The organism is Litoreibacter sp., assembly GCF_039974535.1.
Classification (GTDB): Bacteria; Pseudomonadota; Alphaproteobacteria; order Rhodobacterales; family Rhodobacteraceae; genus Litoreibacter.
Genome location: NZ_JBDWIU010000003.1, coordinates 130,008 through 146,077 on the forward strand (window position 1 = coordinate 130,008; position 16,070 = coordinate 146,077).

16 protein-coding genes are annotated in these 16,070 nt (G+C 51.4%); 6 read left to right on the top strand and 10 right to left on the bottom strand.

Going from position 1 to position 16,070, the window contains the following annotated elements; genetic code table 11:
* The 10 genes from ABJN86_RS01775 to ABJN86_RS01820 all read right to left on the bottom strand — a co-directional run bounded on the left by ABJN86_RS01775 (position 1) and on the right by ABJN86_RS01820 (position 9,977).
* Positions 1 to 969, bottom strand: coding sequence for an ester cyclase (locus ABJN86_RS01775; protein WP_348364473.1), 969 nt, complete (start codon positions 967 to 969; stop codon positions 1 to 3).
* Positions 966 to 1,985 (bottom strand): LacI family DNA-binding transcriptional regulator, encoded by a 1,020-nt coding sequence (locus ABJN86_RS01780; RefSeq protein ID WP_348364472.1) that lies wholly within the window; start codon positions 1,983 to 1,985, stop codon positions 966 to 968. The genes ABJN86_RS01775 and ABJN86_RS01780 overlap by 4 nt, the downstream gene beginning before the upstream one ends.
* Positions 1,985 to 2,749 (bottom strand): SDR family oxidoreductase, encoded by a 765-nt coding sequence (locus ABJN86_RS01785; RefSeq protein ID WP_348364470.1) that lies wholly within the window; start codon positions 2,747 to 2,749, stop codon positions 1,985 to 1,987. Before ABJN86_RS01785 ends, ABJN86_RS01780 begins: the two co-directional genes overlap by 1 nt.
* Positions 2,746 to 3,780 carry an ester cyclase gene (locus ABJN86_RS01790; RefSeq protein WP_348364468.1) on the bottom strand — a complete coding sequence of 345 codons (1,035 nt, stop codon included), beginning with the start codon at positions 3,778 to 3,780 and terminating at the stop codon, positions 2,746 to 2,748. Before ABJN86_RS01790 ends, ABJN86_RS01785 begins: the two co-directional genes overlap by 4 nt.
* Positions 3,781 to 5,109 carry a histidinol dehydrogenase gene (gene hisD / locus ABJN86_RS01795; protein WP_348364467.1) on the bottom strand — a complete coding sequence of 443 codons (1,329 nt, stop codon included), beginning with the start codon at positions 5,107 to 5,109 and terminating at the stop codon, positions 3,781 to 3,783.
* Positions 5,109 to 5,642 carry an ester cyclase gene (locus ABJN86_RS01800; RefSeq protein ID WP_348364465.1) on the bottom strand — a complete coding sequence of 178 codons (534 nt, stop codon included), beginning with the start codon at positions 5,640 to 5,642 and terminating at the stop codon, positions 5,109 to 5,111. Before ABJN86_RS01800 ends, hisD begins: the two co-directional genes overlap by 1 nt.
* The gene (locus ABJN86_RS01805) at positions 5,639 to 6,520 is read right to left on the bottom strand and encodes a carbohydrate ABC transporter permease (RefSeq protein WP_348364463.1); all 882 of its coding nucleotides are present in this window, start codon (positions 6,518 to 6,520) and stop codon (positions 5,639 to 5,641) included. Before ABJN86_RS01805 ends, ABJN86_RS01800 begins: the two co-directional genes overlap by 4 nt.
* On the bottom strand, positions 6,520 to 7,551 hold the full coding sequence (locus ABJN86_RS01810) for a sugar ABC transporter permease (protein ID WP_348364461.1): 1,032 nt from the start codon (positions 7,549 to 7,551) through the stop codon (positions 6,520 to 6,522). Before ABJN86_RS01810 ends, ABJN86_RS01805 begins: the two co-directional genes overlap by 1 nt.
* A gap of 56 nt (positions 7,552 to 7,607) precedes the next feature.
* On the bottom strand, positions 7,608 to 8,843 hold the full coding sequence (locus ABJN86_RS01815) for an extracellular solute-binding protein (RefSeq protein WP_348364459.1): 1,236 nt from the start codon (positions 8,841 to 8,843) through the stop codon (positions 7,608 to 7,610).
* Between the two features lie 84 nt (positions 8,844 to 8,927).
* Positions 8,928 to 9,977 carry an ABC transporter ATP-binding protein gene (locus tag ABJN86_RS01820; RefSeq protein WP_348364457.1) on the bottom strand — a complete coding sequence of 350 codons (1,050 nt, stop codon included), beginning with the start codon at positions 9,975 to 9,977 and terminating at the stop codon, positions 8,928 to 8,930.
* A gap of 157 nt (positions 9,978 to 10,134) precedes the next feature.
* Here ABJN86_RS01820 and ABJN86_RS01825 point away from each other — a divergent pair, with 157 nt between their 5' ends.
* The 6 genes from ABJN86_RS01825 to ABJN86_RS01850 all read left to right on the top strand — a co-directional run bounded on the left by ABJN86_RS01825 (position 10,135) and on the right by ABJN86_RS01850 (position 16,057).
* Positions 10,135 to 11,130: an ester cyclase gene (locus tag ABJN86_RS01825; protein ID WP_348364455.1), complete on the top strand. Its 996-nt coding sequence runs from the start codon at positions 10,135 to 10,137 to the stop codon at positions 11,128 to 11,130.
* A gap of 1,318 nt (positions 11,131 to 12,448) precedes the next feature.
* Positions 12,449 to 12,880 carry a recombinase family protein gene (locus tag ABJN86_RS01830; protein ID WP_348364453.1) on the top strand — a complete coding sequence of 144 codons (432 nt, stop codon included), beginning with the start codon at positions 12,449 to 12,451 and terminating at the stop codon, positions 12,878 to 12,880.
* A 15-nt stretch (positions 12,881 to 12,895) separates the two neighbouring features.
* On the top strand, positions 12,896 to 13,027 hold the full coding sequence (locus ABJN86_RS01835) for a helix-turn-helix domain-containing protein (RefSeq protein WP_348364681.1): 132 nt from the start codon (positions 12,896 to 12,898) through the stop codon (positions 13,025 to 13,027).
* 178 nt (positions 13,028 to 13,205) lie between these two features.
* Positions 13,206 to 14,084: a LysR family transcriptional regulator gene (locus tag ABJN86_RS01840; protein WP_348364451.1), complete on the top strand. Its 879-nt coding sequence runs from the start codon at positions 13,206 to 13,208 to the stop codon at positions 14,082 to 14,084.
* Positions 14,085 to 14,178: 94 nt separating this feature from the next.
* Positions 14,179 to 15,003 carry a putative hydro-lyase gene (locus tag ABJN86_RS01845; RefSeq protein ID WP_348364449.1) on the top strand — a complete coding sequence of 275 codons (825 nt, stop codon included), beginning with the start codon at positions 14,179 to 14,181 and terminating at the stop codon, positions 15,001 to 15,003.
* A 22-nt stretch (positions 15,004 to 15,025) separates the two neighbouring features.
* Positions 15,026 to 16,057 (top strand): TRAP transporter substrate-binding protein, encoded by a 1,032-nt coding sequence (locus ABJN86_RS01850; protein WP_348364447.1) that lies wholly within the window; start codon positions 15,026 to 15,028, stop codon positions 16,055 to 16,057.
* The last annotated feature ends 13 nt before the right edge of the window (positions 16,058 to 16,070 follow it).

Here is a 16,070-nt window from a genome sequence, read left to right on the forward strand (position 1 = left end):
TTATCCTGTCTTCATTACGATTTGCTTCCAGATCGCGGTCTCATCAAACAACGTGTATTCGCGGCGAATGCCCCATGGTCCGAATTCCACGTGACTTGCGCCCATGACATGAACCTCGGCCCCGCTTGGAGGGCCAAATACACCCCAGCCATCATGATTGCCTGTTAAGCTCCAACGGATTGCTGCACGGGGTGGCATCATTGGATCATCGCGCCCAATTTGGTGTTCGATCTTGAATTCTGCATGCGGAAACGCAGAGCGCAAACCAATCCAAAAACTGTCTACTCCGTCTGTGGAAATCAGCTCCTGCCCGCCCGGATAGTAACCCGTTACTGCGCGGTCATACGCGTTTGGAATTACATTTAGGTCAGCGCCCATGATGCGGTTCAAAACATCTGCATATTTTGTACCCCATTCATTGTCATTGCCGCGACCGGTATAAGGCCCCGCTTTGTCGATAGAAGGATGGAAGGGCGCGATGCATTTGTCTGCGCCGCCCTCGCGTTCAATGAGATCTATCGCGTATTGCTTGGGATCCCAGCCCATCTGACGCACAATTGCGCCTTGGTCGCGGATCAGCCATTCATCGTTGATCTGATTGTTGGCCGCATGGCAGTCAGCGATTATCCGGTAACGCAATTTTTTACCGGTCGCTTTGCCGTAAACGCCATCCCCCAAATGGGTCGCAGTTGAAAGAATGCGGTGCGAGGACAACATCCCCTCTTCGGGGGTGCCGGACCAAATCACGTCTTCACCCAGTAATCTGCGATCTGGAAACTCTGCCAATGTGGCCATTGTCGCCGCTATGACATTTTCGTTTCCGCACACCATCGAGCCGGGTGAGCGAACAGGGATGTCATTGGAATAGTATTCATGGAGCGTCGAAAGCCCGCGATCCTCCCAAATTTCTTTTGTGATACCAACGATATAATCGGGAAAGTCTTTGAACTTGTTCGAGAAACCCTTCATGCGGTCCACCCTTTGGGTATGTTTGCCGACCCTCGTACAATTAGGGGGCTTTCGATCTTGATGTGCTTTGGTTGCGATGCGGGATTGTCTATTTTGTCGATAATCAATGAAACGGTTTCCTCGACCATGACGTTCGCCCGCTGGCGCACAGTTGTCAGATCATAAGCCGCCAACGATGCGGGCGGCACGTCATCGTATCCCACGACACTAACATCCTGTGGAACGCGCAAACCCAACTCGCTGCGCAGAACATCCATAACAGCGAACGCCATGTGATCTGTTGCTACAAAAACCGCGTCAGGCCGGTGTTCTTGTATAAACATCTTGCGCGCCGCATCTTTCGCTCCATCGACAGTGAATTCACCCAAGGCGTGATCGCAGAGCTCAAGCCCCGCTGCGTTTAAACCTTCGCGGAATCCCGCTTCGCGGTCGCGTTGCGTGGATGCGCCTTCCCAACCGCCGATATAGGCGATGCGATGGTGACCACCTGCCGCAAGAAATGTGGCAACTGATCGCCCCCCTGCATGGTTATCCGAGGTCACAGCGGACAGATTGGCAGAATTCTGTGATCGGTTAAACAAGACGACAGGTACGCCTGCGGCCTCGCAACGGTCTGTCAAATCGCTGGAAAATCCGACGCTTGCGGTAATAATTCCATCAACTTGGTAATCTAACAGTTCTCCGATGACCTGATCCGTGGACCCACTGTCATTCGAGGCCATAAAGATCAAAACATGATACCCTTGAGCCTGCAGCGCGTTGGACAGCTTTTCCAAGGCGACCGGATAGAAATAGTTATCCAAGTAGGCCACGACCAATCCGATCATGCGGCTTTTTCCGGTGATCAAAGACCGTGCAAGGACGTTCGGGCGATAGCCCAGTTCCAACGCCGCTTCGCGAACCTTTAACTTGGTTTCGCGGCTGACTGAGGCTCCGGGCGTAAAGACGCGACTGACCGCAGATTGGCTTACGCCCGCTTTTTGCGCGACTTGGGATGATGTAATACGTTCAGCCATTAATCTGCAGTCCAACCCCCATCGACCAGCAAAGACGTGCCAGTCACCATTGCGGATGCCTCGGACGCTAAAAACACCGCTGCCCCCATTATATCTTCGACTTCGCCAACGCGACCAAGTTTGATTTTGCTTTCAATCCACGCCCTTTTTTCAGGATCATCAAAGGTCGAACGCGTCAAATCAGTTAGGATAAATGTCGGGCAAATTGTGTTCACACGGATGTTGTGCTTGCCCCACTCTATGGCCATCGATTTTGTCATTCCCTCGACCGCATGCTTGGTCGCCGAATAGACCGCTCTGTCCTGACCGCCGACATGCGCCATTTGACTGGAAATCGTGATAAGGCTGCCCGATTTGCCAGCCTTAACAAGCCCATGCGCGACCGACTGACTCACAAAAAACGCACCGCGTAGATTGATGTCGCTTACCGCGTCAAAATCAGAGGCCAGCGTGCCAAGCGCGGGAGTATGTCGCGCAAGGCCAGAAGCGTTTAACAAGATATCGAAGGGACCGTTCGTTGCGATCTGCTCTTGTGTGCGCACGGTGTTCGCGACGTCCATCACAAGTGTCGAGGCTTCGATCCCACTCGCCTGAATCTCTACCTGCAGCGTGTTCAATTTTTCCTCTCGACGCGCAGCCAATGTGACAGTTGCACCGGCCTGCCCTAAGGCGACAGCGCAGGCTTTGCCGATGCCGGAAGAGGCCCCAACAACAAGCGCGCGTTTCCCATTTAATTTGAACGAAGGTGTCTGCGGAAGCGTCATACCCGATCTCCAAATGCCATACCAACACGAGCCTTATTGAATTCCAGCAGTCTTGCAAACACATCGACCCCAATCTGATGATATAAATCAAGAAGGTCGACCATGACCCAGTTTTCCCGGATTTTGTTTCCTTCAATTCGCCAGAAATCTAAGGACCGTAACGTGACCTTCTGCCCCGTCGGCGCAATGCCCATCAAACCCGAACCGCTGAGTGTTTGGGCCATATCTGGCCATCCAGTTACAGCGACATAATTCCCTTCGGCGAAGAAATGAAAACTGACCTCATCTGGATATTGCCCGCGATCGGGCATGGCGTTGAGAAACGGGATTTGATGCCAATCGCGAAACCCCTGAATGCCGCGCGCGGTGCCGATACCCGCGGGGCCGTACCATGTCATCTTTGGGTGCCAGAACTTTTCGAGTTCCATCGCCTCAACAGGTTCGCACGGATGGCGCGACAAAGCCGAGAGCATGTCCAACACATGCTGCATGGATTGCTCTGCTAGTTGGGTCTTATCGCTAAAGTCCGTCAGCCCGTCCTGCTCGATCGGGCCGGGAATATGCCATTCGCGCCCAAGGCTCGGTGCCATGGGCCATGCATTGGCCTGCATCATAAGTTCAGGAATATCCCAAATCGCCTGCACTTCGACGATTTTCTGGCCTTCAAACCGATAGAATTCGTGAAAGCGCATGTGGGCCAAATGCCCCGTCGGCGGAATATACAGAAACGGGGCGACGAAGGTTCCGATGTAGGAGCCACAACACCCGACCCAGTCGGCCCCAACATCTGTTTGTCCCGCGAGCACAATAGTGTCGCGTCGTTCAACATCCGGCATCGCCGTTGCAAGTGGCTCAAAGCAGGTCTCAAAAAATTGATTGGCCTTTAGATCACCAAACGGATGGCACATATGGATAATAGCCGCTTCGTCCAACAGCGCCGACACTGCATCTGTCACCGCAGCGCGATCAAAGTCACGCATCGCAGTTAGCAATGGCGCAATAAGTGATTTGTTGGCGCGGGCCGTGTTCATTTACTCAGATCCATCTCGGTAAGGAGCTCCGGTGCCGTAAGGCACATTGATCCCGCCGTAACGACGTACCCGAATGTTGCATTGCTCAGCGTGGCCCATGAACCCTTCAAGCATGCATAATCGGCTGCCATATTCGCCTATAAGAGTTGCGGCCTCATCAGTTGTGATCCTTTGATACGAATGGGTTTTCAAAAACTTGCCAACCCACAACCCACCCGTATAGCGCCCTGCTTTTTTTGTCGGCAAAGTATGGTTCGTGCCAATCACTTTGTCCCCGTTAGACACATTTGTCCGTGCACCCAGAAACAACGCGCCATAGCACGTCATTTTTTCCAAAAACCAATCGTCCCGATCCGTCATGACTTGCACGTGCTCTGATGCTATATCATCGGCCACGGCTAGCATTTCGTCATAGGTCTCGCACAAGATCACTTCACCGTAATCGCGCCAGCTGACTGATGCTGTATCAGCGGTTGGCAGAATACCAAGTAAGCGATCTATTTCACGCAAAGTATCATCCGCAAGAAGGCGCGAATTGGTCAACAAGACCGCAGGGCTATTATAGCCGTGTTCGGCTTGTCCAAGCAGGTCAGTCGCACAAAGTTCACCATCCACCGTATCATCAGCAATAACCATCGTTTCCGTAGGTCCGGCAAATAGGTCGATCCCAACACGCCCAAAAAGCTGTCGCTTCGCCTCTGCTACAAATGCGTTCCCCGGTCCAACCAACATATGAACAGGATCGATGGTTTCAGTACCGATTGCCATCGCGCCAACCGCTTGAATTCCGCCCATGACATAAATCTCATGAGCGCCACCTAAGTGCATCGCTGCAATCACAGCAGCATTTGGCTTACCATGAAACGGCGGTGTACACGCAACGATACGCGGCACGCCTGCCACCGAAGCCGTCGCAACCGACATATGAGCAGAAGCAACCATCGGAAACTTGCCACCCGGCACGTAACACCCGACAGATTGCACAGGAATGTTCTTGTGCCCCAAAATAACGCCCGGCATGGTTTCGATTTCGATATCCAGCATACTATCACGCTGCGCCTGAGCAAAATTGCGGACCTGTTCTTGAGCAAACTTGATATCTGCCAATTCACGTTCTGTTAACGATGCAATCAGCGTCGAAATTTCATTCTCGGATAACTTAAATGATGCAGGCGAGTACCCATCGAATTTTTCCGACAAGGCACGCACGGCTGCATCGCCATTGTCTTCGATCTCTTTCAAAACGGTCTCAACGATCGCTTTAGTTTTTGCATCATCTTGCGCACGTTCCGTATCAGGTTTGCCGCGTTTTAGGTATTCTATTGCCATCACTTGTTCCTTGGTGTCGGCGGCGTCTTTCCACCTCGGTCATAGGCTTCCCAGCCCTGACCGTTAAAAACATCCACGCCCAATTGCGCGAGCACATGAGGAAAATCGACCATCACCCAATTGTCAGTGATTTTACCGTCTTCGACTTTCCAAAAGTCCATGTACCGTATCTGTATCTTCTTACCTGAAGCAGGTACGCCCATAAAATCACCGGAATGCACGGCCTCTTGCCGGCCAAAGGCTGCAGCCCATTCCCCCATATAAAGACGTGCTTCGTCGACGCAGGTCTTATCGGAAAACGCCGCTTGGAATGGTTTTTGCCAATTGTTTTGGAATTCCTTCAGTCCAATCTTGGTGCCACACCCTGTATTGCCCATCCAACGAAACCCTTCGTTGAAAAACTCACCGATGTCGGCAATACGGTGGTCATTTAACCCATCGACCATACCTTCGATCACCGCGCGCGTTTCAGCAGTTTTGGCCATATCGGTGTCGCGACTGAGTGTCGCCTGTTCTGGTCTTGCGCCACTCATCCTTTGACGGCTCCTGCGGTTAGGCCACTTACAATCTGGCGTTGGAAGAAAAGCACCAGTACAAAGAGCGGCGCGGTGGCGGACACAACGGCGGCAACGGCGAACATGACGTTGCCTTCGGTCTGGGTCGTCCCCAAGAAGCTGGCGATTTTGGGCACCATCGTTTGATTGGCTTGGCTCAACAGCGTCGCAGTCACAGTAAAATCGTTGTAAGCCAGCAAGAAAGAAAACAGTCCCGTGGTGATCACGCCGGGCCACATGACAGGCACAATCACGTGGCGAAAGGCTTGGAACCTCGTACATCCGTCGACCATGGCGCTTTCATCTAAATCTTTGGGAATGTTCAGGAAGAAGCTGTGCAACATCCAAAGAGTAAAGGGTTGATTGATCGCAACCATAACGATGATCGCTGTGGGGAGATGGCCCCAAAGGTTCCACTCAAAGAAAGGCAGCAAGTATCCCGACACCAAGGTGATATGGGGCATGGCGCGGAACACCAACGCGAGCATCAAAAGGTAAAACGCGTATCGTTTGCCCGAACGTGCCAGCGCGTAACCACCAAGTGTGCCAAGCGTCAGGGAAATGACAACTACGCAGACGACAACAATGCCAGTATTGAGCGCGGCGCGCCAAAACTCATTGCTCACCCATGCGCCGAAATATCCAGCGCCAGCAAACGCTCCGCCAGTTTCGACCTGCGTGCGCACGCCCGTCAGCGCATTGGTCCAATCCGCCTTTGAAAAGAAATCCCCCTGCACTTTGAAAGAGCCCCAAAGGGTCCACAAGAATGGGAAACCTGCGGCCAAGATCCAGATGAAGACCAGCCCCCAAATGACCGAATTCAGCCAAGGCGATTTACGATGAGCGACGTCAGACATCAGACCACCTTCCTATTAAAGTCACGCCACGTGCGGATCAAAACAGGGATTAACAAGATCGCAACGCCAATGATCGTCAGAACCGACGTTGCCCCGGCCGATCCAAAGCGTTGCTCTACCCCGCCCGCAAGATCATTGTAGATAATCCACGACAACGAGGTTGCGCTTGCTTGCGCGGAAAAGCCTACAATTGGTTCAAATACGCGGAAATTATCCATCAGTTGGATAAGCGCGATGAAAACCGTCAGCGGCATCAAATGCGGCAACACAACGTAGCGCGTGCGCTCCCAGCGCGACGCGCCATCTATCATCGCGGCTTCCATCGTGTCGGCAGGAACCGTCTGCAAACCCGCGTAGAAAACGATAAAGGCGAATGGAGCAGAGTGCCAAACCCCGTACACCATTAAAACGATCCACGTCAGCTTCGGCGAGGCTTTGAGCGACAAGTTCGGATCATCAAACATTCGTTGCAGTGTAGCACCCAATATCCCTTCTGCATCGATCATCCAGAACAGGATAAGAGAGCCAATCAAGGGTGTAACAATCATCGGTAAAAGAGAAACGAAAATCGTTGGACCTTTGATGCGCTTGGGCAAGCTGTTAACGCCAAGCGCCACGAAGAACCCCAAGACTAAAACCAGCGGCGTGACCACAAATGTATAGGTCAACGTGAATGCCAAGGCGCGGTAGAACGGCAAATTCATCGCCTTAGAAATAAATCCGCCTAGACCAACGCTCTCTTGCCAAGCTTGACCTATTTCCATGAAAGCCAAATGATTGCGGTCGGTGTAGGTGCCAAATCCGTTGAACTGCCCAAGCGGTCGCTCCGCCTTGAGTACTTCTGTGGCTTCAACATTGATTTGCACCTCTTGCTTACAGCCAAACGGTCCGCAGCTTTCCACCTCAACAAACACCGCTTCGTGTTCGATATGAAGAGATTGCAAAAAGACGGAAACGATTGGCAACGCAATGAAAAGCAGCATCGTAAAAAGCGATGGTAGAATGAACCAAAAGAAGGTGCGGTTTTTCATTGGACTGCCTGATAAGGATCGAAAAGGAAGGGGAAAACCCCCCTTCCCGATTGGATTTACTGCAAGAAACCTTGCTCTTTTGCTGCTGCGGTATATGCCGCCTCAACATCAGCCAATGCTTGCTCCGCGCTTTCAGAGCCTTGGAGGAAATCAGAAATTTCCGCGCCAAGCGCTGTGTGCAATGCGCCCATAAATGGCAGCATTGGATATGGCGCGGCACCGCCGTTAGCCGTTGCTGTTACACCTGCAGATGCAGGGCTTGCCTCATAGCCATCGATCAACCACACAGCCGCGTCGTTGTTGGCTTTGACCACTTCAGTGGTGATACCGTTCATCATTGCCATGAAGGTTGCTTCAGCATCCGCGTCAGACACGTTTGCGGAAATCGCAATGCCATCCCACCAAAGTGTAGATGCAGGGCGATCGCCCCTGCCCCATGTTGGCGCGCCTGTTAGAACGGTGTTGGACGTCACCATTTCTGTCGACCCTTCAGCGTCCAGAACCGCGTCTCCCCGAGAGCCCCACATAATCGCCAAAGCAAGGTTGCCTGCTTCCCACTCTGCTTGTGTCGCGTTTGAGTCAAAGGTTAGGTAGTCTGGGTTCGAATAAGCCACCAAGGATTTCAACATCTCCAGTGTGGCCACGCCATCTGCGTTATTGATGGCAGCTTCTGCAGTGCCCGGCTTAAAAAATTCTGCGCCTGTCCCCATGTACATGTTGACGAATTCTTCGGCGAGGTTCCAACCTGCTTTGGTGTTCAAAGCGACGGGATGCTCCATTAGCCCAGAAGCGCGAATTGCCTCGGCCGCAGCAATCACATCTTCATATGACGCAGGAATGCCTTCAACACCCGCTTTTTCCAGAACGTCTGTGCGTGCGAACAAGTGCTGTGCGTTTGCCATAAACGCCACTGCCATGACTTCACCGTTTACAGTGATCATTTGACTCTTGTTGAGATGCGCGCCGTGTTCCGCGACTAGATCATCCAATGAACGCACCAAACCGTCATTCATAAGTGTGACCAAGGTCGAGTTGGATACAACAACAGATGAGTACTGCGCAGGGTTGGCGGTCAGAGCAGCAACCATGATGTCCTTGTGATCTTGAGTCAGATTTGCTTCGACGTTTATGCCGTCATCAGCGCATTCTGCTGCAGCGGCTGTTACCGCCTGAATTGCCGGAAAGTCATTCGAAAGGATACTAATGTTGCCAGCTTCAATGCCGCAACCGGCCATAGCTGTGCTTCCCAAGAGCGAAACCGCCCCTGCAAATGTAATCGATCTTAGAAACATGTGTTTCTCCCTGTTATATGTAAGCTGCGCCTTGCAAGTCCGCACCTTGGTTTCCCCCAGTTGTTCAGGGGTTTCGGTTGGGGATTAGCCCCCAATTCGCGCACCTGTTTCGTCATCAAACAGATGGCAAATCTCTGTCGGTATTGAAATTTTGACGATGTCGCCAATTTCGGCGCGGTATTCTTTGCTGGCTTTCACTGACACCAAATCTCCGTTTACGCGGATGGTGATCATTGTGGCTTCGCCCAACAGTTCCATTGAATAAACGGGCGCGATAATTTCGCCGCCAGTTTCAACGATTTCGGCATCTTCAGCGCGAAACCCAAGTTGATACAGACCGTCATTCGCAACTATCCCTGAAACGTGCAGATCACCTGCCGTAAAACTTCCGGCCTCAACGCGGCCGGATACCAAGTTCATTGCTGGTGATCCGATAAAGCTCGCGACGAATGCATTCGCTGGGCGATCATAGATGTCAGTCGGGCTTCCGACTTGTTGAACAACCCCGCCCTTCATCACAACAACGCGGTCGGCCAATGTCATGGCTTCAATCTGGTCATGCGTCACATAGATCGTCGTAACCTTGAGTTCGTGACTCAGGTTTTTGATTTGCGCACGTGTCGAAACCCGCAGTTTTGCGTCGAGATTGGAGAGCGGCTCATCCATCAAAAACACATTCGGTTCGCGTACAATCGCGCGCGCCAGTGCAACGCGTTGTCGTTGACCACCCGATAATTCAGCAGGTTTTCGGTGCAAAAAGTCGTCTAACTCGACCATCGCAGAAGCCCGTCTCACGCGCTCATCGTGTTCCGCTTCGGGAATTTTTCGGACCTTCAAAGGGAAGCGGATGTTCTCATAGACATTCATATTCGGGTACAGCGCGTATGATTGGAACACCATCGACACATCGCGGTCCTTCGGATCCAGATCGTTTACGCGCTTCCCATCGATAAGAATGTCGCCGTTAGTGACATCTTCTAAACCCGCAATCATACGCATCGTCGTCGTTTTACCGCAGCCGGACGGCCCAAGAAGCACAAGAAATTCCTGATCAGCGATAGTCAGATTGAAATCATCAACGCCGACAAAGCTGCCCCACCGCTTGGATAGATTGCGCAATTGAATTTCGGCCATGCGGTCCCCCAGTGAACGACCAGCGGTCGCTTTGCATACGAATGCAAAAAAGATAGACTTGAGAAAGCCTTTGCTGCAAGATATTTTTGCATACGAATGCAAAAAATGCGACGTACCACGAATAAGATATTGATATCAATAATATTTAGGGAATATCATGCTCGACTTTCAGCGAGAAAAAAACACAGTTCTCGGGTACTATGCCGACCTAGATGCAGCCGAAGGGCAAGGAATCACCGACGTTTTGAATGCCCACACGACAGCTGATTATACGTGGCGCGCGTTCCATCCATTTCATTTACAATCAGACGTCGAAACCGTGTCAGAATTGTTCTGGCAGCCGTTCAAACAGGCGTTGACACATAGCCAACGTCGTATGGATGTTTTCTTTGCCGGTCAAAATTTCATGGATGATGGTGCCTCAACATGGGTGTGTTCAATGGGGCACCTGATGGGGCTATTCGATAGCCCTTGGCTTGGCATCAAACCCACTGGCAAGATGACCATGTTGCGTTACGCCGAATTCCATAAGATCGAAGAAAGCAAGATCGCCGAAACCGCCTTCTATTTTGATATCCCTCATTTCATGGCTCAAGCAGGCGTAAATCCGTTTCCGCACCAAAGCGCCGCTCAACTGGTTCAGCCTGGCCCCACGACTCACGATGCGTTGCTATTTGCCGATGCAGATCCAGTAGACGGGCAAAAGACTATGGACGCGATGAATTTCATGATCAGCGATCTTGGCCAATGGCAAAGCGAGCTCCCGCTTGAGGAAGAGCTCGCCCGCAGCTGGCACGATGATATGATTTGGTGGGGACCAACAGGAATAGGCGCTACATTTACTATCGCAAGATATGCCCGACAGCATTCTGGCCCTTTTCGCGCTGGACTAAGTGATCGATCAGGTACAGGACACATCGCGCGGATTGCCGAAGGCGCGTTTAGCGGTTTTTTTGGATGGCCCAACTTCACCGCACGAAACACTGGCGGCTACCTCGGGTTGCCCCCTAACGACAAAGAGTGCGAATTTCGCGTGATCGACATCTATAGGCGCGAGGGCGATAAGCTAAAAGAGAATTGGGTGTTCATCGACATGCTGCATTTCTTCATGCAACAGGGTGTCGATATCTTGGAGCGAGCGCGAGCGACGTAAATTTGACCGATCGCCAAATGGACCGCGTAAAGGCACGAATAATTAAGCCAAGTCATTTCAGTAGTCACACACTGCTTTAGCGTACGTGGTCGCGTATTCGCCCAAAATAGCGACTACTTTTTTTGCTAACTCATTCTGAAATCATAAGCTAGAACGCTCATAATTCTGGACCATTGTTGATCTCTTGGAGAGACTAAATCTCCTTTTAATGCCGAAAGGTTAGAAGGTTCGCATTTGCAGCGAAGGTCTGCTTTCCGTCCCTTTAATACCATTTAGCTGGAAACCTCAGTAATAGTCGGTCCAGCTCCGCATTCTGTTCCGGTTCCAAGTCTGCGCGTAACTCCTGAAAAGTGGGGTCCCTGCCCCACATGCCTCGTCGCAGTCCCTTGACCGAAAACAAGTTTACGCGACATTTCAATAGTGCTGCCATGAGGCCGTGTGTTTTCCGCTGAACAGCAATGGGGGATGCACGGCATGGTCGATCCATGGAAGTTATATTGCGCGGATTGGGACGTGTAGGGAACGCGGCGCTAGCGAACACTTCGATGGGAGCATGTTCACCGTCGCGCGATTTCATCAATATGTTGGCAAACGCGAATGCAAAATCATGAAATTCGCTTTTGTTCTTCTTTTTTCATCGAGCTGCTAGGCTAGTTTCAAGCGCACGTTCAAATTGGATCGTAGTGTTCGATGCCGCTTGAACGCGATTGTTTTTGCTAATGCTCTTCGCCGTTGAAGCGGACATATCCGGTAGCCCGAGCTGTCTTGCATACAGTGACCCACACACACAGCAAGCCAGCGCGACATTGCGGCCGCCAAATACGAAAGATGTGCCAGCCTGTCGATCATTGTATGCAAGACAATGGGTTGTGAGATGCCTTCAATGTGTGTGGCAAAACGTTCGCGGCATCATCCTCCATGACAATCGGAGATATTGATCACCGCCTTCGAGGCCATCGGTCAAAAGACAGCGCGGACACCAAGCGAAAGCAGGGTGTTCACCAAAGCTGGCTCCATTTGCGTTGTTAGGTATCTGACATTTAATCTCCAAGACGAGATTTTTTTGTAGTGGAATCTGTCATGGAAAAAACTTCAAGTAATTGACTTTAATGATAATATTATAGCGCTACCATTGCTCCCAATACCCGCCAATGCCAGTGCAGTAGAAACACGACGAGTGTATCAATATTTTTTGTAACAATAGGCTACACCCAAAGGCGGCATTTAGATGTGACGCCTATAAGTGTCACAAATGGGTGGTCCGATATGTATTGTTACGGCATCAGGGAGAGAACTACCCTAAAGTGACAGGTTACCTATGCCTCGTATCGGATACGCCCGTGTCAGTACATCGAACCAAGATCACGGTATCCAGATAGACATGTTGAAAGGCGCGGGATGTGAAATTGTCCGTTCTGAGATTGTGTCAGGGGTATCCCACGATGATCGCACCGAACTTGAAACGGTTATGGAATTCTTGAGAGCAGGTGATGAACTGGTCGTGCACCGTCTGGATCACCTGGGACGATCTACCCGCGACGTGCTGAACCTCGTGCATGAGTTGGACGCCAAGCGTGCTTCGCTCCGAGTGCTTGAACCTGACGTAACAACCGCAGGCGATATGGGTCGTGTGGTTATCACGGTTCTTGGTATGGTCGCGGACATGGAGCTTAAATTTGTTCGCGATCGCCAACGTGCCGGGATTGATGCTGCCAAAGGCAAGGGTGTTTACAAAGGGAGGCAGAAATGAGTCGATGATGGCGAAATTCGCAGACTAGCATCTGATGGTGTAACCAAAGCCCAAATCGCCCGGGATCTAGGGGTATCGCGTATGACAGTGTACCGAGCGTTAGAAAACGAACAGGGCGAAGCGGAACTCAGCATAAATTGCAGCTAATGGCTCTCAGATCCGATTTTACTCGGCACAGCAACGCACACGAATGTCAACTTTAGGAAAGGCACTAGAGCGGGTGGCCAGCGTGAGATGAGATCCAATAGGTTTTGGGTGTACTATCTTTTTTAGAAGGCGTTCTCTATAGATGTGGGTGCCTTTTGATATGTTTTGCGAATGTGTAATGACCTTTGAACAAATCCGGACCTTTCTTTGGGTCGCTCGGCTCGGTGGCTTTAGGAAAGCAGCAGATCGCCTGCATCTCTCGCAACCTGCGGTGTCCACTCGGATATCTAATCTTGAGCAAGAACTTCGAGTCACTCTGTTTGAGAGAGGAAGTGGAGACCTTGTACTGACAAAACAAGGGATGCTGTTGCTGTCCTACGCAGAGCAGATGCTTTTTGTAGAGGAAGAGATCAAGCAGCGGGTCGCCAATCCAGCCGAGACAGAAGGGCTTTTTCGGGTTGGTGCTTCAGAGACAATCGCACAGGCTTGGCTGCCTGAATTCCTCAAAGCGTTCAGCAAGGAATACCCGCGCGTCAATGTTGATCTCACCGTCGATATTTCCTTGAATTTGCGTACGGCGCTTCTTGATCGCAGGCTTGATCTGGTCTTTCTAATGGGACCTGTGTCTGAATTTACCGTGGAAAACGTATCCCTGCCGTCCTTCGACTTACATTGGTACCGCGCAGCGACTAATCCTATCACCGACATGGCCCAAATTCCTGTCATTTCCTATTCAAGTCAAACGCGCCCTTATCGGGAACTAATCTCGGAGCTTTCTCGTACAGTTGGACCGAAAGCGAGGGTGTTTGCGTCAGCATCTTTATCTGCAAGTTTAAAGATGATTGCGGCGGGAATCGCAGTTGGACCCTACCCCAGAGCGCTTGCGAATGATTTTTTGGCGTCTGAGCAGATCGTCGAATTTGACCCGGGCTTTCAACCGCAGCCCTTGGAGTTTACAGCCTCGTATCTGTCCGAACCGCGTAGCTTTCTTGTTGAAAACAGTGCGGAAATCGCTCGTTCGATCGCGTTAGAATGGGACTCGACGTACCCCAAGTAGTTCCAATTTATTTATCACCTCTGATATAAAATGATAATTTGAATAGATGGATTATCTCATGTGAAGATATTGTAGCATCACATGGACGTTAACAATGAACTCAAAAGCCATAGCTTATTCGGACCTAAAACCGTCATCCGCTGAGCAGGTTCGAGCGGCAATCCGTAGGGGTTTGTATGATGGTCATACTGCTGGTTTAGCGCCAGGTAAGCTCCAATGTAATCTCGCAATTCTCCCTGAAAAATACGCATTGGACTTTCTGCGGTTCTGTCAACGAAACCCAAAGCCTTGCCCTGTCGTCGGTGTGGGCGACACTGGTTGCCCAAACCTGCCAACTCTCGGCCATGATATTGATATCCGTAGCGACGTATCCAAATACCGCATCTTTCGCGATGGGGTGCTGAATGGTGAATTTACAAACGTGTCGGACGTCTGGTCAGATGATCTTGTGACTGTCGCACTTGGGTGCTCGTTCACGTTTGAAAACGCACTTTTGCGCAATGGAATTCCAGTCAGACATATCGAGACGGGGCGCAATGTGCCGATGTATCGATCCAACGTTGATCTGGCACCAGCGGGCCGGTTTTCTGGGCAAATGGTCGTCACAATGCGGCCGATCCCCGAGAACCAAGTTGCGCAAGCGAAAGCGATCAGTAGCAAATTTACTCAGGCGCATGGGTCGCCAATCGCGGTCGGTGACCCCGCGCAGATCGGCATCAAAGATCTATCCAAGCCGGATTGGGGCCATGCTGTCGAAGTTAAGGCGGGCGAAATCCCAGTTTACTGGGCTTGTGGCGTCACGCCCCAGAATGTCCTTCTCGATGCAAAATTACCGATCTGCATAACACATTCACCGGGTCACATGCTGATCTCAGACGTCGCTGAAGATGCTGAAACGACAATTCTACCAAAAAACTAAATCAACACGGAGAACCAAGAAAGTGAAAAAAACAATCGCATTACTCATCGCAACAACGGCACTGGCTTCACCTGCCATTGCTGAAGATCTTTCTGTTGTAGGCAGTTGGTCCAGCCTTCCGCTGCACAATCAATATGAAGCACCATTCTGGAGCACCACTTTGCCAGAAGCGTCTGGTGGAAGCATCAATGTTGAGCTGACAACCCACAACGCTATGAGCCTCGGTCTTGGCGATATTTATCCGTTGCTTGGTCAAGGCGTTTTTGATGTCGCAATGACAGTTGCAGATTACGCCGTCGCTGATGCGCCTGAGCTGGAAGGCTTGGACGTGCCTTTGCTCGCGCTGACAGCCGATGAAGCCCGTGCAATGGTTGATGCGGCTCGTCCTATGGTGGCAGATATCTACCGTGATCGTTTTAACTCGCACGTCCTCGCAATTGCACCATACCCGCCGCAAGTGGTGTTCTGTAACGCAGAGATTTCCAATCTTGCCGACCTTAAGGATCTGAAGATCCGTGCGTCTGGCCGGATGACTGCAAAACTACTGGAGGCTCTTGGTGCTGAAAGCGTCAGCGTTTCGTTTGGTGAAGTTCCTGGGGCCTTGCAAACTGGCACGGTTGACTGTGCCGTCACAGGTGCTGGATCTGGCTACAGTGCGGGCTGGTGGGAAGTGTCGACCCATCTTATGCCAATTCCACTGGGGGGCTGGGATTCAGTCGTAACAGCGATCAACTTGGACAAATGGAACAGCTTGGATGCCGATACGCAGGCCCTTATTTCAAGTGAGGTCGTCAGTGGGTTTGAAGACCCTGCTTGGGCCAGTGCACAAGACGCATTGGTTAACGATATCGCTTGCCTCACTGGAAACGGTGAATGCCCATCTGGTGATGCGCGCTCTATGACCCTTGTTGACGTCAGTGACGCAGACTTTGACACTGCACGTAACATACTGACCAGCGAAGTTTTGCCAGAGTGGGCCGAGCGTGCTGGCGGTGATTGGGCGGAGCGTTGGAACGACAGCGTTGGTAAAGTTGTTGGCGTAACAATCAACTAATCGACAGATCGAA

Coding starts and splice junctions, on each gene's coding strand:
- ABJN86_RS01815 (WP_348364459.1), bottom strand. CDS start 8,843: ATGTTTCTAAGATCGATTACATTTGCAGGGGCGGTTTCGCTCTTGGGA.
- ABJN86_RS01830 (WP_348364453.1), top strand. CDS start 12,449: ATGCCTCGTATCGGATACGCCCGTGTCAGTACATCGAACCAAGATCAC.
- ABJN86_RS01785 (WP_348364470.1), bottom strand. CDS start 2,749: ATGACGCTTCCGCAGACACCTTCGTTCAAATTAAATGGGAAACGCGCG.
- ABJN86_RS01790 (WP_348364468.1), bottom strand. CDS start 3,780: ATGAACACGGCCCGCGCCAACAAATCACTTATTGCGCCATTGCTAACT.
- ABJN86_RS01780 (WP_348364472.1), bottom strand. CDS start 1,985: ATGGCTGAACGTATTACATCATCCCAAGTCGCGCAAAAAGCGGGCGTA.
- ABJN86_RS01810 (WP_348364461.1), bottom strand. CDS start 7,551: ATGAAAAACCGCACCTTCTTTTGGTTCATTCTACCATCGCTTTTTACG.
- ABJN86_RS01775 (WP_348364473.1), bottom strand. CDS start 969: ATGAAGGGTTTCTCGAACAAGTTCAAAGACTTTCCCGATTATATCGTT.
- ABJN86_RS01805 (WP_348364463.1), bottom strand. CDS start 6,520: ATGTCTGACGTCGCTCATCGTAAATCGCCTTGGCTGAATTCGGTCATT.
- ABJN86_RS01840 (WP_348364451.1), top strand. CDS start 13,206: ATGACCTTTGAACAAATCCGGACCTTTCTTTGGGTCGCTCGGCTCGGT.
- ABJN86_RS01845 (WP_348364449.1), top strand. CDS start 14,179: ATGAACTCAAAAGCCATAGCTTATTCGGACCTAAAACCGTCATCCGCT.
- hisD (WP_348364467.1), bottom strand. CDS start 5,109: ATGGCAATAGAATACCTAAAACGCGGCAAACCTGATACGGAACGTGCG.
- ABJN86_RS01825 (WP_348364455.1), top strand. CDS start 10,135: ATGCTCGACTTTCAGCGAGAAAAAAACACAGTTCTCGGGTACTATGCC.
- ABJN86_RS01800 (WP_348364465.1), bottom strand. CDS start 5,642: ATGAGTGGCGCAAGACCAGAACAGGCGACACTCAGTCGCGACACCGAT.
- ABJN86_RS01820 (WP_348364457.1), bottom strand. CDS start 9,977: ATGGCCGAAATTCAATTGCGCAATCTATCCAAGCGGTGGGGCAGCTTT.